The sequence below is a fragment of the Streptomyces sp. NPDC048295 genome (assembly GCF_040652135.1).
In the GTDB taxonomy this organism is placed as follows: domain Bacteria; phylum Actinomycetota; class Actinomycetes; order Streptomycetales; family Streptomycetaceae; genus Streptomyces.
Genome location: NZ_JBEZLL010000057.1, coordinates 1 through 21,078, shown reverse-complemented (window position 1 = coordinate 21,078; position 21,078 = coordinate 1). Strand labels below are relative to the sequence as shown.

General features: G+C 69.4%; 17 protein-coding genes and 3 pseudogenes. 6 read left to right on the top strand and 14 right to left on the bottom strand.

Annotated features, from left to right (window positions below; genetic code table 11):
* The 3 genes and pseudogenes from AB0D53_RS41095 to AB0D53_RS41085 form a co-directional block, all read right to left on the bottom strand.
* Positions 1-121, bottom strand: a pseudogene (locus AB0D53_RS41095) (IS5/IS1182 family transposase); the annotation flags it as partial.
* Between the two features lie 624 nt (positions 122-745).
* Positions 746-1,096 carry a hypothetical protein gene (locus AB0D53_RS41090; RefSeq protein ID WP_362454570.1) on the bottom strand — a complete coding sequence of 117 codons (351 nt, stop codon included), beginning with the start codon at positions 1,094-1,096 and terminating at the stop codon, positions 746-748.
* A 17-nt stretch (positions 1,097-1,113) separates the two neighbouring features.
* Positions 1,114-3,174, bottom strand: a pseudogene (locus AB0D53_RS41085) (polymorphic toxin type 30 domain-containing protein); the annotation flags it as partial.
* A 71-nt stretch (positions 3,175-3,245) separates the two neighbouring features.
* Between AB0D53_RS41085 and AB0D53_RS41080 the strand changes: the two are divergent.
* Both AB0D53_RS41080 and AB0D53_RS41075 read left to right on the top strand, forming a co-directional pair.
* Positions 3,246-3,710, top strand: coding sequence for a 3'-5' exonuclease (locus AB0D53_RS41080; RefSeq protein WP_362454568.1), 465 nt, complete (start codon positions 3,246-3,248; stop codon positions 3,708-3,710).
* A gap of 134 nt (positions 3,711-3,844) precedes the next feature.
* On the top strand, positions 3,845-4,060 hold the full coding sequence (locus AB0D53_RS41075) for a DUF6243 family protein (RefSeq protein ID WP_362454566.1): 216 nt from the start codon (positions 3,845-3,847) through the stop codon (positions 4,058-4,060).
* Positions 4,061-4,615: 555 nt separating this feature from the next.
* On the opposite strand, the gene AB0D53_RS41070 is transcribed toward AB0D53_RS41075, so the two are convergent.
* The 4 genes from AB0D53_RS41070 to AB0D53_RS41055 all read right to left on the bottom strand — a co-directional run bounded on the left by AB0D53_RS41070 (position 4,616) and on the right by AB0D53_RS41055 (position 10,045).
* Positions 4,616-5,944 carry a class I SAM-dependent RNA methyltransferase gene (locus AB0D53_RS41070; RefSeq protein WP_362454564.1) on the bottom strand — a complete coding sequence of 443 codons (1,329 nt, stop codon included), beginning with the start codon at positions 5,942-5,944 and terminating at the stop codon, positions 4,616-4,618.
* 106 nt (positions 5,945-6,050) lie between these two features.
* Entirely contained in the window at positions 6,051-8,099 is a 2,049-nt protein-coding gene (locus tag AB0D53_RS41065) for an APC family permease (RefSeq protein WP_362454562.1), read from the bottom strand.
* A 112-nt stretch (positions 8,100-8,211) separates the two neighbouring features.
* Entirely contained in the window at positions 8,212-9,261 is a 1,050-nt protein-coding gene (locus AB0D53_RS41060) for a 1-aminocyclopropane-1-carboxylate deaminase (RefSeq protein WP_362454560.1), read from the bottom strand.
* Positions 9,262-9,388: 127 nt separating this feature from the next.
* The gene (locus AB0D53_RS41055; protein ID WP_362454558.1) at positions 9,389-10,045 is read right to left on the bottom strand and encodes a GntR family transcriptional regulator; all 657 of its coding nucleotides are present in this window, start codon (positions 10,043-10,045) and stop codon (positions 9,389-9,391) included.
* A gap of 263 nt (positions 10,046-10,308) precedes the next feature.
* Here AB0D53_RS41055 and AB0D53_RS41050 point away from each other — a divergent pair, with 263 nt between their 5' ends.
* Positions 10,309-10,977, top strand: coding sequence for a TrkA family potassium uptake protein (locus AB0D53_RS41050; RefSeq protein WP_072485889.1), 669 nt, complete (start codon positions 10,309-10,311; stop codon positions 10,975-10,977).
* The gene (locus tag AB0D53_RS41045) at positions 10,977-11,654 is read left to right on the top strand and encodes a TrkA family potassium uptake protein (RefSeq protein ID WP_266427863.1); all 678 of its coding nucleotides are present in this window, start codon (positions 10,977-10,979) and stop codon (positions 11,652-11,654) included. The genes AB0D53_RS41050 and AB0D53_RS41045 overlap by 1 nt, the downstream gene beginning before the upstream one ends.
* 130 nt (positions 11,655-11,784) lie before the next feature.
* Here the strand turns inward: AB0D53_RS41045 and AB0D53_RS41040 are convergent, their stop codons facing one another.
* The 5 genes from AB0D53_RS41040 to AB0D53_RS41020 form a co-directional block, all read right to left on the bottom strand.
* Positions 11,785-12,543: a DUF3159 domain-containing protein gene (locus tag AB0D53_RS41040; RefSeq protein ID WP_362454555.1), complete on the bottom strand. Its 759-nt coding sequence runs from the start codon at positions 12,541-12,543 to the stop codon at positions 11,785-11,787.
* A 3-nt stretch (positions 12,544-12,546) separates the two neighbouring features.
* A complete protein-coding gene (locus tag AB0D53_RS41035; protein ID WP_072485886.1) occupies positions 12,547-12,963 on the bottom strand; it encodes an OB-fold nucleic acid binding domain-containing protein in 417 nt (138 codons plus the stop codon).
* A 99-nt stretch (positions 12,964-13,062) separates the two neighbouring features.
* Positions 13,063-13,755, bottom strand: coding sequence for a response regulator (locus AB0D53_RS41030; RefSeq protein ID WP_329819380.1), 693 nt, complete (start codon positions 13,753-13,755; stop codon positions 13,063-13,065).
* Between the two features lie 110 nt (positions 13,756-13,865).
* Positions 13,866-16,409, bottom strand: coding sequence for a sensor histidine kinase KdpD (locus tag AB0D53_RS41025; RefSeq protein ID WP_362454552.1), 2,544 nt, complete (start codon positions 16,407-16,409; stop codon positions 13,866-13,868).
* Positions 16,410-16,546: 137 nt separating this feature from the next.
* Positions 16,547-17,296, bottom strand: coding sequence for an ABC transporter ATP-binding protein (locus tag AB0D53_RS41020; protein ID WP_362454549.1), 750 nt, complete (start codon positions 17,294-17,296; stop codon positions 16,547-16,549).
* A gap of 290 nt (positions 17,297-17,586) precedes the next feature.
* Between AB0D53_RS41020 and AB0D53_RS41015 the strand changes: the two genes are divergently transcribed.
* Both AB0D53_RS41015 and AB0D53_RS41010 read left to right on the top strand, forming a co-directional pair.
* Positions 17,587-18,486, top strand: coding sequence for a M20/M25/M40 family metallo-hydrolase (locus AB0D53_RS41015; protein ID WP_362454547.1), 900 nt, complete (start codon positions 17,587-17,589; stop codon positions 18,484-18,486).
* 29 nt (positions 18,487-18,515) lie between these two features.
* Positions 18,516-19,961 (top strand): M1 family metallopeptidase, encoded by a 1,446-nt coding sequence (locus AB0D53_RS41010; protein ID WP_362454545.1) that lies wholly within the window; start codon positions 18,516-18,518, stop codon positions 19,959-19,961.
* Between the two features lie 53 nt (positions 19,962-20,014).
* Here AB0D53_RS41010 and AB0D53_RS41005 read toward each other — a convergent pair whose 3' ends face one another.
* Positions 20,015-20,683, bottom strand: coding sequence for a potassium-transporting ATPase subunit C (locus AB0D53_RS41005; RefSeq protein WP_362454543.1), 669 nt, complete (start codon positions 20,681-20,683; stop codon positions 20,015-20,017).
* 23 nt (positions 20,684-20,706) lie between these two features.
* Positions 20,707-21,078 (bottom strand): annotated as a pseudogene (locus AB0D53_RS41000) (potassium-transporting ATPase subunit B); the annotation flags it as partial.

The window sequence follows — 21,078 nt, the reverse complement described above, 5'->3', positions numbered from 1 at the left end:
GGCGGCCGGCGGGCAGGCGTCGCCACCTCGTCCCGATCTCTCGGCGCCGGACGGTGAGCTGTCTGCCCAGGTATCGCAGGGTGCGGCTGGACAGATCCATCGACGACGGGTAGACAAGCACGCGAAGCTCCTGGCGGACACGGGTGATCTTGGTCGAGAACCCGTCTACCAGGAGCTTCGTCGTTGCGCAGGCGTGTCCAACTCACGGTCAGTGCCGCGAGGTTGGAAAGGGCTCAGTCATTGCCTGGCGGGTGGAACTGCCGTGACTGATGAGTGAAGGCCCGCCCTGGCCGGCGCTCCGACATCGGCCACTCCCCCGCACACACGCCTGCAAACGTAGACCGCTTCACGCACCAGCAGCAGCGCATGAACGCACCCGATAACCCATCAGAACGCTAGCCATGGGCGTCATCTCAGTGTCTGGATATCGCCCGCAACGCGCACCCTGCCCATATCGCGCACCCACAAACCGCAGTTCAGGAGCTCTTCGTAGCCGACTCCAGGATCGCCACGCACTTCACATGACGCGTCATCGAAATAACGTCGCAGGACCTGGTCACCGGAGAAGGTATAGGTCAGACACACCTCTTCGGCCTCACCGGCCGCAGGAGGGGCGGCCAGAGCGTCAAACTTGCGTCACGGCCCGCTTTGCCCGGCGCCATCGGCGACGTGGACTACAGCGGTCCCAGACCGGCTTGCTCAACCGAGGCAGGTGCCTCACCTTCAGGTTGGCGCGAGTCCACGCTCACTGTGCCGTGTCGTTGCTCGCACTCGCGATGCGCGGGGCGAATTCCTCTATGTAATCGCGGTGTTCCACATGGATCACGGATTCCGGGATTTCCGCCAACGGCGAGAGATCGACACCATCGAGCTTCCCACATCCGTCGAGATCCGTCAGCGCGTGCAGGAGCGCCTCCAAAGCTACCCGGGACCCCTCGTGCGGGGCCAGCATGGCGATCAAGTCCCCTGCCACTCGGGCTTGGGTGCCGGTGAGCAGGTTCACGAAGTCCTGAACGCGATCGCTCGCCTCCGTGCGCACCGCTTCGTCGGGACTCAGAAGGTCCCGGAGGAAGTCGACATAATATTTGCTTTCCATACGTCCCGTCTTCCAGTTCAGTGCGGGTACGGCACCGGCAGATGGCTGGGCCATGGAATGTGGGTGTCGTTGATCGCCGTCTCATTATAGTTCGGACTGTTCGGATTTCCGATCTTCGCGTGGTAGAGCTTGCCTGCCTCGTCCTGGAATTGGTGCCCGATCTGGATGCGGTAGATAGGACCGCTGCTGGCGTTGGGTCCGGCGTGCGGGCCGAGGTCGGGCCCATGGACGCGCATTCGCACCGTCTTACCCGTGACATCGTCCGTCCACTTCCACTTGATGCCGTGCTCGACGCCACCCGGGATCGGCTTCCAAGGTTCCTGAACGGCGTCCTTCGGAATGATGCTCAGCGGGTCCGCATCTCCACTGAGGTCCCAGCCTCCGCCCTGGATCCGGGGCGGACATGGAGCGAGCCCGAGCGGATCGCTCCACGTGTGTGGGTTGTGGACGTACGTGACCGGGTTGTCTGCCGGCGTCAGGCCCAAGGGATCCGGCGTGAGGTAGCGAGCCGACTCCGGGTCGTAGTAGCGGAAGAAGTTGTAGTGGAGTTCCGATTCACGGTCGAAGTACTGCCCCGGAAAGCGGAGTGGGGTGTACGCCGTGGCGTCGCGGGTCCAGGTGGTGGCACCCCAGAGGGTGGTGCGCGTGCGCCAGGCCAAGGCACCCGATTCGTCGAGGAGTTCCGTCGGGGTGCCGATCAAGTCCGTGACGATGGCGAAGAAGCGGTCATCGGTGGAGCCGTGGCGGCGTTCCGTCTGGGTCAGGGGGCGCAAGCCTGCGTAGTCCCATGTGAGGGTCGTGTCCTCTGTCGTCTGCTCGCAGAGGGTCGCGCCGTCCCAGATGAAGTGGACTGTCTCCAAGGGGGATTGTTTGGATATTCGGCGCCCCAGAGGGTCGTATGCGTACCGCCAGACCGTGCCGTCCGGCGTCGCCACCGACATCAGGCGGTCCTCGGCGTCCCACGCGTAGCGCCAGGTTTCCGCCTTTCGCGAGAGGCGGGTCTTCTGGCGCAGGACGGTACGACCCTGGGCATCGTGCTCATAACGAACGGAGCCCGCACGCGTGATCCTCGCACCCGTGTACGTGCGGGGGCCGGTCGCCTCGTGTGACGGGTGGGTGGGCGGCCAGGAAGCCCCCACCTGATTGCCCACCTCGTCATAGACGTACCGCTCCGTCCACCCGGTCGCGTTCACGGCTGACACGCGACCTGCCGAGTCCAGGTCGAAGCGGACGGCTCCGGAGAGCGTATCGGCAATGCCGACGAGGTTGCCGTCCGCACGGTACGCGTACGCGCGATGCTGGAGTCGACTACCACCATCCGCGGTGATCTCTTGGGCCGTAAGTCGGCCCATCACGTCGAACGACGAGGTCAGAGATGCGAAGCCGCCCACCGTACGGAATGTTTCGCGGCCGAGCGCGTCGTGCGTGAAGGTGAGTGTCCGGCCGGAGGCGGTCAGTGAGGCCCGGCGGCCCGCCGCGTCGTACGACCAACTGCTCGCCGCCCCACCCGGGGTCGTCCGGCCCGTTCGCCTGCCCAGTGCATCGTGCGTGAAGGAGACCGTACGGCCGTTCACCGTATCGGACTTGAGGCGGCCGAAGCGGTCCCGCAGCCGTACCAGCGTCGCGTCCGGGCCGGTGGCCGCCGCCAGCTCGTCGAAGACATCGTATTCAAACACCGTGACCGCACCCGCGGCGTCCTTGCGAACGACTTGGCCGAGTGGGTTGTACTCGTATGTGACGGTCTGACCCTGCGCGTTCATGCGGGACGTCAGGCGCCCGGCCGCGTCGTACCCGTAGGTCAGTGTCCGGTCGTCGAAGTCAGTCTCGGCGAGTAGTCGGCCTGCCGGGTCGTACGTGTACGTCCACGTCAGCGCCTGCGGGTTGGTCACCTGCGTCAAACACAGATTCGCGTCGTGGGTGAACTCGTACCGCACGCCGTCCGGGCCCGTGCGGGCCGTCAGCAGGTCGAAGGCCGTGCACTCGAAGCGGGTCGCAGCACCCATGGAGTCCGTGTGGGAAAGGCAGTTGCCCTCGCCGTCGTACGTCCACACCTGCGTGCTGCCGTCGGGCGACAAACGCCCTATCAGAGTTCGAGAGCCTGGCCATCCAGGCGGGATCTCTCGCTGCGGCGGCAGCCCAACTCCGCATCGTGGAGGAGGGCTCGGCAATCGAGCCAGGCGCCCACTTGCTCAACGCCCACACAGGAAAAGGCCAGCAGTTCGACTGGGTGTTCGTGCCCGGCTTCGAGGACTGGCACATCCCAGATGGTCGGGCCGACACCACCGAGCAACTGGCAGAAGAGCTCCGGGCCGTCCTCGTCATGGTCTCCAGGGCACGCCATGGCATCGTCATCACCCGCGCGCAGTCCCTGATCCCCAAAGCAGGCAACCCCTACGCCACGCGCGAGAGCCAGTGGTGGCCCATGATCGTCGAGGCATGCCCAATGAACACCAACACCCTCGCCCAGCACATCTCCGAACTGATATCCCAAGCCATCTCTCGGGATGAGTCCGTGTCCGCAACGCCACAAGCGTCACCCCGGGTGCTCGGCGAAGTCCCGGCCAACGCCGGGGCAGCAGAGAGCTTGGCACGCGGGGCCGACGGAACCGGGTAACGTGATTGTCATGTTCTTCCAGACGCCGATTTACGAGTGAGAGCGTGACGGGCCCCGCTGACGTCCTTCGACGTCGCCGCCCGTCCCTCACCGACAAATCCGCAGATCACTTCACATCACCACCGGGAGAACCCGTGACCGACAGCAAGAACATCAACAACCCCGTGGGCCAGGGCGGTGGCCAGCGCAAGAGGCTGTCCCGCGCCGAACGGCAGAACAACGGTCCGCACCGCAACCTCGACCGCCAGGGTGCCGCCGACCAGAAGGCGGAGCTGGTGCGCAAAATGCGCGCGAAGGTACGCACAGCTGAGAGCGCCGGACAGGCGAGCGACGACACCGCACAGAGGTGACGCATCGCCGCCGCCGGGTGGCACCGCACGGGGTAGGGCTCGGACCGCGACGTGCAGTCCGGGCCCTGGTGCCGTATCGGGGCTCTGCTGCCGTACTGGCTGCCGTGCCTAGTAGTGCCGATCACTCTGCCAGAGGCAGCAGCCGGCGTCCCATGGTTCAGCTATGGGACTTCCTCGACGTGCTCTTGCCGATCGGCCCCGAAGCCCGCGCGTGCTGCAGGACCGGAACTTCCGTAGGCGTTGGAAGATGGCAAAACGAACCAGGCTCGGCGGACTTCCACTACGGCGAGATGAAGATGCGCCGGCACGGCACCGTAGCACCTCTGGGCAAGTAACTGCTCCTGAGCAGGCACTGGACAGTGTCCGGATAGGAGCTGCGGGCCGTTCGTGCCCTCACCTCCCGCAGGAGAACTCCGGCCCACCGTCACCGCAGGAAATGCCAACTGACGCCCCATCAGAACGAGCGTCAAATGAGCGTCACGAGCGTCATTTCAGCGTCAAGATATCGCCCGTAACGCCCACATCGCACATAATGCGCACGCACGAAGCAGCAGGTCAGGAGCCCTTTGCGGCCGGTTCGAGGATGGCAACGCACTCCACATGGTGCGTCATCGGAAACAGATCGAACGCCCGCAGCGTCCGCACCCGGTACCCACCCTCCCGGAAGTACGCCAGGTCGCGTGCGAGGGCCGCCGGGTCGCAGGCGACGTAGGCGATGCGGCGGGCGCTCAGGCCCGTCAGGTGTTTGACGACCTGCTTGCCGGCGCCCGCGCGGGGCGGGTCGAGGACGATCAGGTCGCACTCGGTGATGCCGGTGCGCGGGAGGATCTGGTCGACCTTGCCGTGTTCGATGCGAACCCGGTCCAGGTCCTTCAGGTTGTGGCGGGCGTCCTCGACGGCGCGCTTGCCGGACTCGATGCCGAGGACGGCGCCCTTTTCGCCGATGCGCTGGCCGATGGCGCCGGCGAACAGGCCGACGCCGCAGTAGAGGTCGAGGGCCATGTCGTTCTTGCGGGGCAGGAGGCCCTGCATGACGGCGCGGACCAGGGTGTTGGCGGCCTGCGGGTGGACCTGCCAGAAGCCGCCGGAGCCGACGCGGTAGGTGCGGTCGTCGGCGCGCTCGCGGACGAAGGCACGGCCGTGCACGCGGTGGACGCCGCCGTCGCGCTCGTCGACGCGCATCACCGAGACGGGCTTGTCGAGCTCGACCAGGGGCAGCCGGCCGCCGGGCCTCGGGGTGAGGATGACCTGGCGGTCGTGGGAACCCGTGGCGGCGATGGCCTCCACCGTGGCCATGCCGGGCCAGTCCCGCTTCTCGATGCCGAGCTCCGTGACGCCGGGGGCCGCGATCAGGCAGCGTTCGACGGGCTCCACGTCGTGCGAGCGGTGCTTGCGCAGGCCGACCTTGCCGTCCTCGTCGATGGCGTACTGGACACGGGTGCGCCAGGCGGGCACCTCGCCCGCCGGGAGCTTGTCGCCCTCGGCCGGCATGACCGTGCCGTCCCAGCCCGCCTCCTCGGGGGTGAGGCCCGCGAGGCGCTGGAGCTGTTCGGCGATCACTTCGCCCTTGAGCCGGCGCTGGGCGCCGGGCTTGGCGTGCTGCCAGTCGCAGCCGCCGCACTTGCCGGGGCCGGCGTACGGGCAGGGCGCCTCGACGCGGTCCTTGGACGCCTCGATGATCTGTACCGCGTCGGCACGCAGGAAGCGGGAGTCGCTCTCGCCGTCGGTGACCCTGGCGATCACCTTCTCGCCGGGGAGTGTGTGCCGTACGAAGAGGACCCGGCCCTCCGAGGTGCGGGCGATGCAGTGGCCGCCGTGTGCGACGGGGCCGACCTCGACCTCGTACTCCTCCCCGACCAGCGACGACGTGGGTTCGTTCTGCATGAGGGGGTGGCTCCAGAGATCAAGGGAAAAACGGCCGGACAACAACCCACGAGTCTACGTGGGTGTCGTCCGGCCGCTTACCACGAGCGGAAGCGGACAAGGGCGGTCAGCTCTTGCCGCTGGGTTCCTTGGGCCTGCGCTCCACGGGGCCGCGGCGCACCGAGCCCGGCGCGTTCCATTCCGCGCGCTTCCTGGCACGCTTCTTGGCCGCCTCGGAGGACTCCAGCTGATACGGCACGGAGGTCACCATGACGCCCGGGGTGAAGAGCAGCCGCCCCTTGAGGCGCAGGGCGCTCTGGTTGTGGAGGAGGTGCTCGTACCAGTGGCCGACCACGTACTCCGGGATGTACACGCTCACGACGTCGCGCGGGCTCTCCCGGCGCAGGCCCTTCACGTAGTCGATGACCGGCCGGGTCACCTCGCGGTACGGGGAGTCGAGGATCTTCAGCGGGATGTCGACTCCGCGCCGCTCCCAGTCGTCCTTGAGCGCCTTGGTCTCGGCCGGGTCGACGCTGATGGAGAGCGCCTCCAGCCGGTCGGAGCGGATCAGCTTGGCGTAGGCGAGGGCGCGCAGGGTGGGCCGGTGGAGCTTGGAGACCAGGACGATCGAGTGGACCCTGGAGGGCCGGATCGTCTCGTCGGACGGGGTCTCGTCGGCGGCGATCTCCTCGGCGACCCGGTCGTAGTGCCTGCGGATCGCGGTCATCGTCGCGAAGAAGATGCACATGCCGAGCAGGGCGACCCAGGCACCGTGGGTGAACTTGGTGACCAGGACGACCACGAGGACGAGGCCGGTCAGGAAGGCGCCGAAGGTGTTGATCGCGCGGGAGCGGATCATGTGGCGGCGCTTGTCGGCGTCCTTCTCGGTGCGCAGGTGGCGGTTCCAGTGCCGGACCATGCCGGTCTGGCTGAGGGTGAAGGAGACGAACACACCGACGATGTAGAGCTGGATCAGCCGGGTCGAGTCGGCGCCGTAGATGACGACGAGCAGGGCGGCCGCACCGGCGAGCAGCACGATGCCGTTGGAGAAGGCGAGCCGGTCGCCGCGGGTGTGCAGCTGGCGCGGCAGGTAGCGGTCCTGGGCGAGGATCGAGCCGAGCACCGGGAAGCCGTTGTACGCCGTGTTCGCCGCGAGGAACAGCACCAGGGCGGTGGCCGCGGCGAGCACGATGAACAGGAAGCTGCCGTTGCCGAATACGGCCTCGGCGACCTGCGTGATCACCGGGTCCTGCACATAGCCGGGGCCGACCGGCACACCGCCCCTCAGCAGGTCGGCCGCCGGGTTCTCGGCCATCCGGACCTTGGTGACCAGGGCGAGGGCGATGATGCCGACGAGCATGGTGATGGCGAGCATGCCCATCATCGTCAGCGTCGTCGCCGCGTTCTTGGACTTGGGCTTACGAAAGGCCGGGACGCCGTTGGAGACCGCCTCGACGCCGGTGAGCGCGGCACAGCCGGAAGAAAAAGCACGCAGCAGCAGGAAGACGAGGGCGAAGCCCGCGAGGCCCTCCTGCTCCGCCTTGATATGGAAGCCGGCGGTGGGCGCGCGCATGGTGTCGCCGAGCACGAGAGCGCGGTAGGCGCCCCACGCGATCATGATGAAGACGCCCACGACGAACACATACGTGGGAATCGCGAAGAGCGATCCCGACTCCTTGACGCCGCGCAGGTTCATCAGCGTCAGGAGCAGGATCACCGCGACGGCGCACATCACCTTGTGCTCGACCACGAACGGGATCGCCGAGCCCAGGTTCTCGATGCCGGAGGTGATGGAGACGGCGACGGTGAGGACGTAGTCCACGAGCAGCGCACTGGCGACGGTCAGGCCGGCCTTGGGGCCGAGGTTGGTGGTGGCGACCTCGTAGTCGCCACCACCGCTCGGGTACGCGTGCACGTTCTGCCGGTACGACGCCACCACGGTGAACATCACCACCACGACCGCCAGAGCGATCCACGGGCTGAAGTGGTACGCCGAAATGCCCGCGACGGACAGGACGAGCAGCACCTCCCCAGGCGCGTAGGCGACGGAGGACAGGGCGTCGGAGGCGAAGACGGGGAGGGCGATGCGCTTCGGCAGGAGCGTTTCTCCGAGCCGGTCACTGCGCAATGCGCGCCCGATCAGGATCCGTTTGGGCACGTCGGTCAGTTTGGACACGCAGAGGATCGTAAGCGTTCCGTATGGAAGCCGCAGACGCACCACCCCCGTGGCCCTGCAATCTCCTGCGCTCGGACGAAAAAGCCACGAAATCCTTAACGAAATCCTTGCACTAGGCGTCCGCGAAAAGGGCGCTGTAACCATTCAATGCGGGCTGACCGCCGAGATGTGCGTAAAGAACGGTGGAATCGCGGGCGATCTCGCCGCGGGCCACGAGATCGACCATTCCCGCCATCGACTTCCCCTCGTACACGGGGTCGGTGATCATGCCCTCGGTACGGGCGGCGAGCCGCATCGCGTCGAGGGTCGGGTCGTCGGGGATGCCGTAGGTGCCCGCGTGGTAGCGCTCGTCGAGTTCGATGTCGTCCACCGTGAGCTCCCGGCGCACCCCGATGAGCCGTGCGGTGCCGGCCGCGATCCGGGCGATCTGCTCGCGGGTACGGGCGGGCTCGGCGGAGGCGTCGATGCCGAGGACGCGCCGCGGGCGGGCGCCCGCCTCCTCCAGCGCGGCGAAGCCCGCGACCATGCCGGCCTGGGTGGAGCCGGTCACCGAGCAGACCAGCACGGTGTCGAAGAACACGCCGAGCGCGCGTTCCTGCTCGGCGACCTCGTACGCCCAGTTCGCGAAGCCGAGTCCGCCCAGTGGGTGGTCGGACGCGCCCGCGGGGATGGCGTACGGCTTGCCGCCGCCCTCCTCCACCTCGCGCAGCGCCTGCTCCCAGCTCTCCTTGACGCCGATGCCGAACCCGGCGCGCACCAGGCGGACGTCGGCGCCGGCCAGGCGGCTGATCAGGATGTTGCCGACCTTGTCGTAGACGGCGTCCGGCCACTCGACCCAGCTCTCCTGGATGAGTACGCACTTCAGACCGGCGCGGGCGGCGACCGCCGCGACCTGGCGGGTGTGGTTGGACTGGACCCCGCCGATGGACACCAGGGTGTCGCAGCCCTTCGCCAGTGCGTCGGCGACGAGGTATTCGAGCTTGCGGGTCTTGTTGCCGCCGTAGGCGATGCCGGAGTTGCAGTCCTCCCGCTTGGCCCAGATCCCGGCGCCGCCGAGGTGTTCGGTGAGCCGGTCGAGCCGGTGCACCGGCGAGGGGCCGAAGAGGAGGGGGTAGCGGTCGTAGGAGGAGAGGGACGGGGAGGCGGACGGGGTGGTGGTCATGCGGGCTCCCTGGCTCGGTGGCGGTGCGGCGGAAGGCTGGGGGCGGTGCGGCAGAACGCCGGGTGGGGTGGCGCGGCGGAAGACGGGGTGGGGTGGTGATGCGGCGGCCCGCTGCCGGGCCGCCGGGCTACCCGGGCGGTTCGTCGGCGAGCTCTTCGAGCGCCCGCCAGATCTCGGCGGTGATCCGGGCGGCGGCTTCGGCATCGCGCTCCGCGCACGCCTCGATCAGCCGCTGGTGCAGCTCCGCCGAGCCGTGCGCGGAGCCGGCCGTGCCGAATCGCCGCCACTCCAGGCGCCGGATCAAGGGGGTGTAGCGCTCGACGGTGGCGGCCACGGCCCGGTTGCCGCAGGCGGCGACGAGGACGTCGTGGAGCTGGTCGTCGGCGCGCAGCGCGTCCACCACGTCACTGCGGCCGGTCGCGTCCCGGAACCGGTCGTTGGCGGCGCGCATCGCGGCGACGTCCGCGTCCGTGAGGCGGGGCACCGCGGTCCTGGCGGCCAGCTCCTGCATGGCCCGTACGACGGCCGCGGCGTCCCGGACGTCGCGCGGCACCAGCCGGGTCACCCGGGTGTAGCTCTGTGGCTTGGATTCGACCAGGCCCTCACCGGAGAGCCGGGACAGCGCGTCGCGGACGGGTGCGCGGGAGAGTCCGAGGCGTTCGGCGAGGTCGGCGTCGCGGACCGGGGCACCGGGCGGGAGGTCGCCGCGGACGATGGCGTCGCGGATCGCCTCGTAGGCGGTGTCCCGCAGCAGGGTCCGTCGGACGGGGCGCAGGGTCTCCATGAACTGACATGTTAGATGTCTGTGTGCTCCGTACTCAAGAGCCCGTCCGTCGGCAGTCGCGCGTCGGCGGCCTGCGGCGCCCACCGGGCGGGGCGCGGCGAAAGCGCACTCGGATGAGGCTTCGCACTCCGGGCCGCATAAGCTCATCCTGGGCAACGGGACAGACCGTTGCCCCGTTGTTTGCCCGGCAAGCTGAGAAAGAAGTGTGAGCAGGGTGTTTTCGCAGGTCAGCCGGACGACCAGGAGTGCGAGGTAGGCGCAAGGTGCACATCGTCATCATGGGCTGCGGGCGAGTAGGAGCCGCTCTCGCGCAGACCCTGGAGCAGCAGGGGCACACGGTCGCCGTCATCGACCAGGACCCGACGGCGTTCCGTCGCCTCGGGTCCGGATTCGGCGGACGGCGCGTCACGGGTGTCGGCTTCGACCAGGACACCCTCCGTGAGGCGGGTATCGAGGAGGCCGGTGCGTTCGCCGCGGTGAGCAGTGGCGACAACTCGAACATCATCGCCGCCCGGGTGGCCCGCGAGATGTTCGGCATCGAGAATGTCGCCGCGCGGATCTACGACCCCCGGCGCGCCGAGGTGTACCAGCGTCTCGGCATCCCCACGGTCGCCACCGTGCGCTGGACCGCGGACCAGATGCTGCGGCGGCTGCTGCCTTCGGGCGCCGAGCCGCTGTGGCGCGATCCGAGCGGTGGTGTGCAGCTCGCGGAGGTGCACACCACACCCTCCTGGATCGGCCACAAGATCAGCACCCTGCAGGAGGAGACGGGCGTCCGCGTGGCGTTCCTCACCCGGCTGGGCGAAGCCATACTGCCCACCTCGCAGACGGTGCTGCAGGAGGGCGACCTGGTCCACGTGATGATGCGTACGGACGAGATCGCGAAGGTCGAGGCGGCCTTCGCCGAGGGTCCTGAGGAGGGCGGTCACTGATGCGTGTCGCGATTGCCGGGGCCGGTGCGGTGGGGCGTTCCATCGCGGGCGAGCTGCTGGAGAACGGGCACGAGGTGCTGCTCGTCGACAAGGCGCCGACGGCCATCTCGGTGGAGCGGGTGCCGATGGCCGAGTGGCTGCTGGCGGACGCCTGCGAGATCACCTCGCTCGACGAGGCGGCGCTCCAGCGCTGCAACGTCGTGATCGCCGCGACCGGCGACGACAAGGTGAACCTGGTCGTCTCGCTGCTCGCGAAGACCGAGTACGGCGTGCCGAGGGTCGTCGCCCGGGTCAACAACCCGAAGAACGAGTGGCTGTTCAACGAGGCCTGGGGTGTCGATGTGGCGGTCTCGACGCCGCGGCTGATGTCGGCGCTGGTCGAGGAGGCGGTGAGCGTCGGGGATCTGGTCCGGCTGCTGCGCTTCAGTCACGGTGACGCCAACCTGGTCGAGCTGACGCTGCCGCCGGAGTCGGCGCTGGCCGGCACCCGGGTCGGGGATGTCGCCTGGCCCGAGGACACCTCGCTGGTCACCATCATCCGTGGTCAGCGCGTGCTGACGCCGAGCACCGAGGAGACCCTGGAGGCCGGTGACGAGTTGCTGTTCGTGGCCGCGCAGGCACGCGAGGAACAGCTGGAGGACCTGCTGTCGGTGCGCCGGGGCGACTCGGACGACTGACCCTCGGCCCGGACGGTACGAATAGCACCGCCGGCTCGGACGGCGCAGACGCGGAAAGGGCCCGGAACCGTATGACACGGTTCCGGGCCCTTCCGTACGTCCGGCGAGCGCGGTCCCCGGAACGCCCGGTTCAGAACTCCTGGTTGCGCACGGCGGCCGCCGCGGCCTTGCGCTCCTTCTCCGCCTGCTCCTCGGCCTCCATCTCGGCGAAGACGTCGATGGGCGGCGGCGCCTTGGCCAGGAAGACCCAGGTCAGGTAGACCGCGAGCAGGAACGGGGGGATCTTCAGGGCGACCAGGATCCAGCCCAACTGGGTGGTGTCGGCCCACCAGTACAGCGGGAAGAGGATCGCGCACTTGGCGAGCAGGATCAGTCCCCAGGCATAACTGGCCTTGGCGTACGCCTTCTTGCGGCCGGGGTTCCTGGTGCGCCAGGAGAGGTTCTCCTTGAACACCGGCCCCAGGATGAGACCGATCAGCGGCACCCCGGCGAGGGTGGTGATCAGGTAGGCGAGGGCCAGGCCGAGCGTGTAGAGCATGCCCGGCAGATAGAAATCCTTGGCATTGCCCGTCATCATCGCGAAGACCACGCCGAAGGCCACCCCGAAGACACCGCTGAAGGCGTGCTTGACGGTGTCCCGCCGGATCAGCCGCACGGCGACGAGGACCAGCGACACCACCAGGGCCGCGATGGCCGAGAGGTGGAGATCCTTGTTGATCGTGAAGATGGTGACGAACAGCAGCCCGGGAAGGACCGTCTCCACCATGCCCCGGACACCGCCGAAGGCCTCGAAGAGCGCGGCCTCGGTGACCGCCTTCGTGTCGGTCGCCTCCTGGTCGGTGCGGGTGGTGGGGTCCGTGTCGGACGTCGGCTTGTCGAGAGACGTCACCGGCTACTCCTTGCCGAGCGGTCGGAGTTCGTATTTGGGGTTGAACAGCACCCGGCGCCCGTGGCTCATGGCGATCCGGCCCGAGGCGATGAGCTTGCGGCCCGGTTCTATGCCCACGATGGAGCGGCGGCCCAGCCAGACGACGTCCAGCGGCGCGGTGCCGTCGAAGAGCTCGGCCTCCAGGGCGGGCACTCCGGCGCGCGGCCGCAGGGTGACGGTCCGCAAGGTACCAGTCACCTTCACGATCTGGCGGTCGGTGCATTCGGAGATCCGTGTGCAGCCCGAGGCCTGCGCGTCCTCCTGCAGTTCCTCGGACTCGAGATCCTCCTGGGAGCTGGACAGCCGGTCGAGCATCCGCCGGAAGCGGCCCGACGGCTTTTCCGCCTTGCCGGGCTTGTCGGATCGAGGAACAGCACTCATACACGAAGGGTACCGGTCCCGGCTGCTCCGGGCGGGTGTCCCCGGTCTCACTCCAACGAGTGACCGGGGAGAGGCACGGAGGAACTCCCCGCGTCCCGTTCAGCCGCGCTCGAAGCGGTACCCCATGCCCGGCTCGGTGACGAAGTGCCGGGGGTGCGAGGGGTCGGCCTCCAGCTTGCGCCTCAGCTGGGCCATGTAGACCCGCAGATAGTTGGTCTCGGTGCCGTACGAGGGCCCCCAGACCTCCTGGAGCAGCTGTTTCTGGCTGACCAGCCGCCCGCTGTTGCGGACCAGGACCTCCAGCAGATGCCACTCGGTGGGGGTGAGCCGTACGTCGCGTCCCGCGCGGTGGACCTTCTTCGCCGCCAGGTCGACGGTGAACCCGTCGGTCTCGACGACCACGACGTCGTCGGAGCCGTGCTGCCCGACGGGCTCGGCGCGGCGGACCGAGGCGCGCAGCCGGGCCAGCAGCTCGTCCATGCCGAACGGCTTGGTGACGTAGTCGTCGGCGCCGGCGTCCAGCGCCTCCACCTTCTCGTCGGAGGTGTGGCGGGCGGAGAGCACCAGGATCGGCACCCGGGTCCAGCCGCGCAGCCCCTTGATCACCTCGACGCCGTCCATGTCCGGCAGCCCGAGGTCGAGGACGACGACATCGGGGTGGCGGGCGGCGGCGAGCTGGAGGGCGGTCGCGCCGTCGGGCGCCGCGTCCACCTCGTACTTGCGCGCCTTCAGGTTGATCACGAGGGCGCGTACGATCTGCGGCTCGTCGTCGACCACAAGCACCCGGGTCATGGGGGCCCTGCCTTTCTGCTGTACGGCGATCTCCCGGGACGTGCCGGAGATCATGAGGTGAACTGCGCGGTCATGCGGTGGAACGCGTGGTCATGAAGTGTCCCGCGTGGTCATGAGGTGACCCGCGCGGGCAGTTCGGGGCTGACCGGAACGTATCCCGATGCCGCCTTGAGGGTCAGCACCATGGTCAGGCCGCCGCCGGGGGTGTCTTCGGCGTCCAGCGTGCCGCCCATGGACTCCACGAAGCCGCGGGCCACGGCGAGCCCCAGTCCGACGCCCGCGCCGCGCGGGGCGTCGCCGTAGCGCTGGAAGGGCTCGAAGATGCGCTCCTTGGCGTCGTCCGGGACTCCGGGGCCGCGGTCGGCCACCCGCAGCTCGACGCGTTCGCCGAGCGCGCTGGCGGCCACGGTGACACGTTCCGCGTAGCGGCTGTACTTCACGGCGTTCTCGACGATGTTGGCGACGGCCCGCTCCAGCAGCCCGGGGTCGACCTCGACCATCGGCAGGGTCTCGGGGATGTCCAGGTCGACGCTGTCCTCGGGGACACCGCCGAGCGCCATCGGGACCACCTCGTCGAGGTCGATCTCGCGGATCAGCGGGGTGACCGTGCCGGTCTGGAGCCGGGACATGTCCAGGAGGTTGCCCACGAGGTGGTCGAGGCGGTCGGCGCCGTTCTCGATGCCCTCCAGGAGTTCGGCCTGGTCCTCGTCGGACCAGGCGACGTCGTCGGAGCGCAGGGAGCTGACGGCGGCCTTGATGCCGGCGAGCGGGGTACGCAGATCGTGGCTGACGGCGGCGAGCAGCGCCGTCCTGATCCGGTTGCCCTCGGCGAGCCGCCGGGCCTCCTCGGCCTCGTCGACCAGGCGCTGCCGGTCCAGTACGACGGCGGCCTGGGCGGCGAACGCGCCGAGCACCCGGCGGTCCTCGGCGGGCAGCACCCGGCCGGAGAGCGCCAGCGCCATGTGGTCGCCGACGGGCATGTCCACATCGGCGTCCTCCGGCCGGGCCACCGGTCCCGGTCCGACGCTCCCGGCGCAGGTCCACGGATCGACGTCGCTGCTGCGCTCCAGCAGGGCGACGGACTCCATGCCGAAGGTCTCGCGGACCCGGTCGAGGAGTGCGTCCAGCGTCGTCTCGCCACGCAGCACACTGCCGGCCAGGAAGGAGAGGATCTCCGACTCGGCGCGCAGCCGTGCCGCCTGATGGGTGCGGCGGGCCGCCAGGTCGACGACCGAGGCGACCGAGACCGCCACCGCGAAGAAGATCACGATGGCGACGAAGTTCTCCGGGTCCTGCACGGTCAGGGTGTGGGTGGGCGGGGTGAACCAGTAGTTCAGCAGCATCGACCCGACGGCGGCCGACGCGAGGGCCGGCAGCAGTCCGCCGAGCAGCGCGGCGCCCACGGTCAGGAAGAGGAAGAGCAGGACGTCGTTGGCGAGTCCGGGCCCGCTGTCCAGACCGGCCAGCAGCAGGGTGAGGAGGGCCGGGCCGCCGACCCCGACCAGCCAGCCCCAGATGATCCGCACCCGGCCGAGCCGGGCACCGCGGGCGATCGGCAGACCGCGCCCCTTGGCGACCTCTTCGTGGGTGACGATGTGGACATCGAGGTCGGGCCCGGACTCCCGGGCGACGGTGGCGCCCACGCCCGGTCCGTAGATGTACTGCCAGGCCTTGCGGCGGCTGGAGCCGAGGACGATCTGCGTGGCGTTCACCCCACGGGCGAATTCGAGGAGCGCCGACGGTATGTCGTCGCCGATGACATGGTGGAACGTGCCGCCGAGGTCCTCCACGAGGGTGCGCTGGACGGTGAGTTCCTTGGGCGAGGCGGAGGTCAGCCCGTCGCTGCGGGCGATGTAGACGGCGAGGATCTCGCTGCCCGAGCCCTTGGCCGCCATCCGGGACGCGCGGCGGATGAGCGTACGGCCCTCGGGGCCGCCGGTCAGTCCGACGACGATGCGTTCGCGGGCCTGCCAGGTGGTGCGGATGTTGTGCTCGCCGCGGTACTGCTGGAGGTACTCGTCGACCCGGTCGGCGACCCAGAGAAGGGCCAGCTCGCGCAGGGCGGTCAGGTTGCCGGGGCGGAAGTAGTTCGACAGCGAGGCGTCGATCCGGTCCGGCTTGTAGATGTTGCCGTGGGCCATCCGGCGGCGCAGCGCCTGGGGCGACATGTCGACGAGTTCGAGCTGGTCGGCCCTGCGGACGACCTCGTCGGGGACCGTCTCGCGCTGCCGCACGCCGGTTATCGCCTCGACGACGTCACCGAGCGACTCCAGGTGCTGGATGTTGACGGTGGACACCACGTCGATGCCCGCCTGGAGGAGTTCCTCGACGTCCTGCCAGCGTTTGGCGTTGCGGGAACCCGGCACATTGGTGTGGGCCAGTTCGTCCACCAGGGCGACGGCGGGGGCGCGCTCCAGGACCGCGTCGACGTCCATCTCGGTGAAGACGGCGGAGCGGTACTCGATCTCGCGGCGCCGGACCTGCTCCAGGCCGTGCAGCATGACCTCGGTGCGCGGCCGGTCGTGGTGCTCCACGAAGGCGACGACGCAGTCGGTGCCCCGCTCCACGCGTCGATGGGCCTCGGAGAGCATCGCGTACGTCTTGCCGACGCCGGGTGCCGCACCCAGGTAGATCCGAAGCTTGCCGCGTGCCATGGCCCCATTGTCTTCTCTCGAACCGGCTGCGTCCGATGCGGCAGCCGGTTCGAAGCTACCTCGCTCATTGTCGACAAATGGGGCGCGGGGTGGGGTGAGGGACCGAATTGACAGGATTCTGACGCCCCGGACGGGCCCTACGCGTGCTCGACGATGTGTCCGTCGCTCAGTTCCAGCACCCGGTCCGCCAGCCCCAGCAGCTGGGGGTCGTGTGTCGCCACCAGCGCGGTGACGCCCTCGCCGCGCACCACCGCCCGCAGCAGCTCCATCACCGCGAGCCCGGTCTCCGCGTCGAGCTGCCCCGTCGGCTCGTCCGCGATCAGCAGGGCGGGCCGGTTGGCGAGTGCGCGGGCGATCGCGACGCGCTGCTGCTGCCCCCCGGAGAGCTCGCCGGGGCGCTGGGCCGCGTGGTCGGCGAGGCCGACCAGGGAGAGCAGCAGCGCCACCCGCTCCTCGCGCTCGCCCGGGTCCGCCTTGCGCAGCCGCATGGGCACGCCGACGTTCTCCGCGGCGGTCAGGATCGGGATCAGGCCGAACGACTGGAAAATGAAACCGATCCGGTCCCTGCGCAGCTCCAGGAGCCCGTCCTCGCCGAGCTCGGCGAGGTCCGTGCCGTCTACGGTGATCCGCCCGCCGTCGGGGCTGTCGAGCCCGCCGAGCAGGTTGAGGAGGGTCGTCTTGCCCGAACCCGAGCGCCCCTTGAGCGCGACGAGTTCGCCGCGCGGCACCTCGAAGGACACCCCGCGCAGCGCGTGCACGGCTCCGGCGCCGGAGCCGTACGAGCGGTGCAGGTCCTCGACCCGGACCATGGGCCCGCGTGCCGGTTCCTCGGCCACTGCGGTACCGCCCTGCCCCTCGGTACCCGTCCGGCCGGTGCTCTCGGTCATGTCTCTCCCCGTACGTGCTCGGTCCCGTCGGCCGCCAGTATGTGCAATGCGCACCGGGCTGGACAATGCCCGGCGGCTTCCGGGTGTCCGGAACGGCCGCCGTCGCGGCCGTTCCGGCGGTGGCCCGGCCCGCCGCACCCGTCGCAGAGAGCACTGACGATCCCTTGCCGCAGCACTACCGCTCCGCGACAACTTCCCGACAACTTTCTGACACCGCCCGGCCAGCCTGACCGGGGTCCGCCGGGGCGAGCGCCCCGGCCCTGAAGTGCCCCGTCCTCGAAAGGGTGCGCATGACGTCACGCAGAAGCCTTCCCCGGCTGGCGGCCGGAGTTCTCGGGATCTCCCTGACCCTGTCCGCGGTCCCCGCCGCCGCGGAGTCGCGGCCCACCGCCGCCCCCACCGTCTCCGAGCAGCAGGTGATGCCCCATCTGCGGGCCCTGCAGCGCATCGCGGACCGCAACGGCGGCAACCGCGCGCACGGCACGAAGGGGTACGCGGATTCGGTGGCGTACGTGAAACGCGCCCTGGACCGGGCGGGCTTCCGTACCCGGCTGGTCCCGTTCACCCACGCCGGGGCCACGGGCGACAACCTGATCGCCGACTGGCCGGGCGGCGACCCGGACCATGTGGTGCTGACCGGGGCCCACCTCGACAGTGTCGAGGAGGGCCCGGGGATCAACGACAACGGCTCGGGCTCGGCCGCGGTCCTGGCCGCGGCCCTCCAGGTGGCCGAGTCCGGCCTCGCACCCGAACGGCATCTGCGGTTCGCGTGGTGGGGCGCGGAGGAACAGGGCCTGATCGGCTCGGAGCGCTACGTCGGCGGGCTCTCGGGGGCCGAGCGCCGCAGGATCGACGTCTATCTCAACTTCGACCAGGCGGGCAGCAGGAACACCCGGCAGTGGCTCGTGGTCCACGACGACGAGCACGGCGAGACCGAGGCCCAGCAGGCCTTCGAGGCGTGGTTCGCCGAGCGGTCCATTCCCACCTTCGACATCGGCGTCGGCGGCTCGGACCACGAGTCGTTCGGCAATGCCGGCATCCCGTCGTCCGGCTTCAGCACCGGCATCTCCGACTGCATCCACGAGGCCTGCGACGACCTCGCCAACGTGGATCCGAGGACGGAGACCACCAGCGCCGACGCCATCACCGGCGTGCTGTGGAAGCTCGCCGCCACCACACCCCGGCACTGATCCCCGCCCCCGACCCCCAGGAACGAGACATGCGCAGACTCCTGAACCGACCGGACCGCCGCCGCAGCAGCAGAACCGTCACCGCCCTGGTGGCCGCGGTCGTGAGCGGCTCCGTGCTGGCCGCCGTCCCCGCCTCGGCCGCCATCGGCGGACCGGGTCTCGGCGACCCGTACTTCCCCGACGACGGCAACTCCGGCTACGACGTCTCCCACTACGACGTCCGCATCTCGTACGACCCGGCGCACACCGACCGTCTGGACGGCGACACCACCGTCACCGCCCGCGCCCTGACCGGCCTGGACCGGTTCGGTCTGGACCTCAAGGGCTTCACCGTGGCATCGGTGGAGGTGGACGGCGTACCGGCCAGGACGTTCTCCCGGGCCGGCGCCCATGAACTGTTGATCACCCCGGCCCGCCCGGTGACGAAGGGCGCGACGTTCCGGGTCCGGGTGAAGTACGCGGGCAGGCCCGATCCCGAAGGCTGGCACACCCTGCAGAGCGGCGGCGCGAACGTGGCGGGCGAGCCGCACTCCGCGACCTCCTGGTACCCCGCCAACGACCACCCGTCCGACAAGGCCACCTTCGCCCTCACCGCGACGGTCCCCGACGGCTGGACGGCCGTCGGCAACGGGCTGCCCGGCCCGGAGAGCCTGAAGGACGGCAGAAGGACCTTCCGCTGGTCCGAGGACCGGCCGATGGCCACGTACCTCAGCACGGTCGCCATCGACCGGTTCACCGTGCACCGCGGCCGGACGGCCGCCGGAACACCGGTCATCACGGCGTACAGCCCGGATGCCGTCATCGACGCCGGGGCGGAGGCCGAGCAGACGGAGATCCTGGACTTCCTGGCCTCGAAGTTCGGTCCGTACCCGTTCTCCTCCGCGGGTGCCATCGTCGTCGGGGCCCCGAAGGAGCCGTCCGACGGCCCTCTCGCCCTGGAGACGCAGAGCCGCCCCACCTACGGCTCCATGCTCTTCGACGCCTCGATGGTCCACGAGAACACCCACCAGTGGTTCGGTGACAGCGTCTCGTTCAAGGACTGGCGGGACGGCTGCGCCGCCGAGTGCTTCGCCCAGTACGCCGGGCAGTTGTGGGAGGAGCACAAGGGAGCCGACCTGGACCGGGACTACTACCGGTCCGAGGTGGAGGAGTACAGGAACGATCCGTCGTTCTGGTCCGTCAGGCTCTACGACCCGGGACCGGGCAAGGAACTGGACGGGGCTCTGTACTTCAAGGGCTCGCTGATGCTGCACGCCCTGCGCCGCACGGTGGGCGACGAGGCGTTCTTCCGGACGCTCCGGACCTGGACCCGCGACCACGCGTACGGCAATGCCTCGTTCCGCCAGTTCGAGACACTGGCGGAGAAGGTGTCGGGCAAGGACCTCAAGGGCTTCTTCGCGGCCTGGGTGGACGGCACCGTCCTCCCGCCGCAGAAGTACCTCTACCCGGGCACCCTGGGCACACCGGCCCGGTGAACGGGTGGGCGGGGCGCGGGGTCCGGCCCCGCGCCCCGCTCCCCCGCGCTTCCTCAGGCCCCGTTCACCAGCTGTCCGAGTGCGATGTTGAGCTGGAGGACATTGACCCTCGGCTCTCCGACGAAGCCGAGGATCCGGCCGTCGGTGTGCTGCTCGACGAGCTTCTCCACCCGGGCGACGGGAAGGTGGTTCCGCTCGGCCACCCGGCGCACCTGGAGCTGTGCGTAGGCCGGGGAGATGGCCGGGTCGAGGCCGGAGCCGGAGGAGGTGACGGCGTCGGCCGGCACGTCCGAGGGGCTGACCGGGTGGCCGGGGACGGAGTTGTCCTCGACCACGGCGGCCTTGGCGGCGGTGACCCAGTCGATGAGTTCCTTGTTGTCGCCGGAGCGGTTGGTCGCGCCGGAGAGGATCAGTTTGTACTGGGTGTTGACGCTGTTGGTGCCCAGGCCGTTGGAGGGGCGCGGCTGGAACCACTTGAGGTCCGGGGCCGCGGTCTGCTGCCCCTTCTTCAGCGGCAGGTCGTAGCGCTGGCCGATGAGTTCGGAGCCGACGACCTTGCCGTTCGCGGTGATCTCGGAGCCGTTGGCCTTGTCGGGGAAGACGCCCTGGGCGACGCCCGTGACGGCGAGCGGGTAGAGCACGCCGCAGACGACGGTCAGCACGAGCAGGGCGCGCAGCCCGGCCCAGAGCAACCGGGCGGTGTTTGCTACGGAGTTGTTCATGGCAGGTCAGCCGATTCCTAAATTCAGTGCAGCCCGGGTACGAGGGAGATGACCATGTCGATGATCTTGATGCCGATGAACGGGGCGACCAGACCGCCGAGTCCGTAGATCCCGAGGTTGCGCCGGAGCATCGAGTCGGCGCTGCTGGGCCGGTAGCGCACCCCCTTCAGGGCGAGCGGCACCAGCGCGATGATGATCAGCGCGTTGAAGATCACGGCCGACAGGATCGCGGACTGGGGCGAGGACAGCTGCATGATGTTCAGCTTGTCCAGGCCGGGATAGACCACGGCGAACATCGCGGGGATGATCGCGAAGTACTTCGCGACGTCGTTGGCGATCGAGAAGGTGGTCAGGGCTCCGCGGGTGATGAGCAGCTGCTTGCCGATCTCGACGAT

Bases quoted from the DNA above. Each gene is read 5' to 3' on its own strand.
- AB0D53_RS41035 (WP_072485886.1), bottom strand. From the start codon at position 12,963: ATGAGTGCTGTTCCTCGATCCGACAAGCCCGGCAAGGCGGAAAAGCCG.
- AB0D53_RS41045 (WP_266427863.1), top strand. From the start codon at position 10,977: ATGCGTGTCGCGATTGCCGGGGCCGGTGCGGTGGGGCGTTCCATCGCG.
- AB0D53_RS41015 (WP_362454547.1), top strand. From the start codon at position 17,587: ATGACGTCACGCAGAAGCCTTCCCCGGCTGGCGGCCGGAGTTCTCGGG.
- AB0D53_RS41070 (WP_362454564.1), bottom strand. From the start codon at position 5,944: ATGCAGAACGAACCCACGTCGTCGCTGGTCGGGGAGGAGTACGAGGTC.
- AB0D53_RS41055 (WP_362454558.1), bottom strand. From the start codon at position 10,045: ATGGAGACCCTGCGCCCCGTCCGACGGACCCTGCTGCGGGACACCGCC.
- AB0D53_RS41060 (WP_362454560.1), bottom strand. From the start codon at position 9,261: ATGACCACCACCCCGTCCGCCTCCCCGTCCCTCTCCTCCTACGACCGC.
- AB0D53_RS41005 (WP_362454543.1), bottom strand. From the start codon at position 20,683: ATGAACAACTCCGTAGCAAACACCGCCCGGTTGCTCTGGGCCGGGCTG.
- AB0D53_RS41020 (WP_362454549.1), bottom strand. From the start codon at position 17,296: ATGACCGAGAGCACCGGCCGGACGGGTACCGAGGGGCAGGGCGGTACC.
- AB0D53_RS41010 (WP_362454545.1), top strand. From the start codon at position 18,516: ATGCGCAGACTCCTGAACCGACCGGACCGCCGCCGCAGCAGCAGAACC.
- AB0D53_RS41025 (WP_362454552.1), bottom strand. From the start codon at position 16,409: ATGGCACGCGGCAAGCTTCGGATCTACCTGGGTGCGGCACCCGGCGTC.
- AB0D53_RS41030 (WP_329819380.1), bottom strand. From the start codon at position 13,755: ATGACCCGGGTGCTTGTGGTCGACGACGAGCCGCAGATCGTACGCGCC.
- AB0D53_RS41090 (WP_362454570.1), bottom strand. From the start codon at position 1,096: ATGGAAAGCAAATATTATGTCGACTTCCTCCGGGACCTTCTGAGTCCC.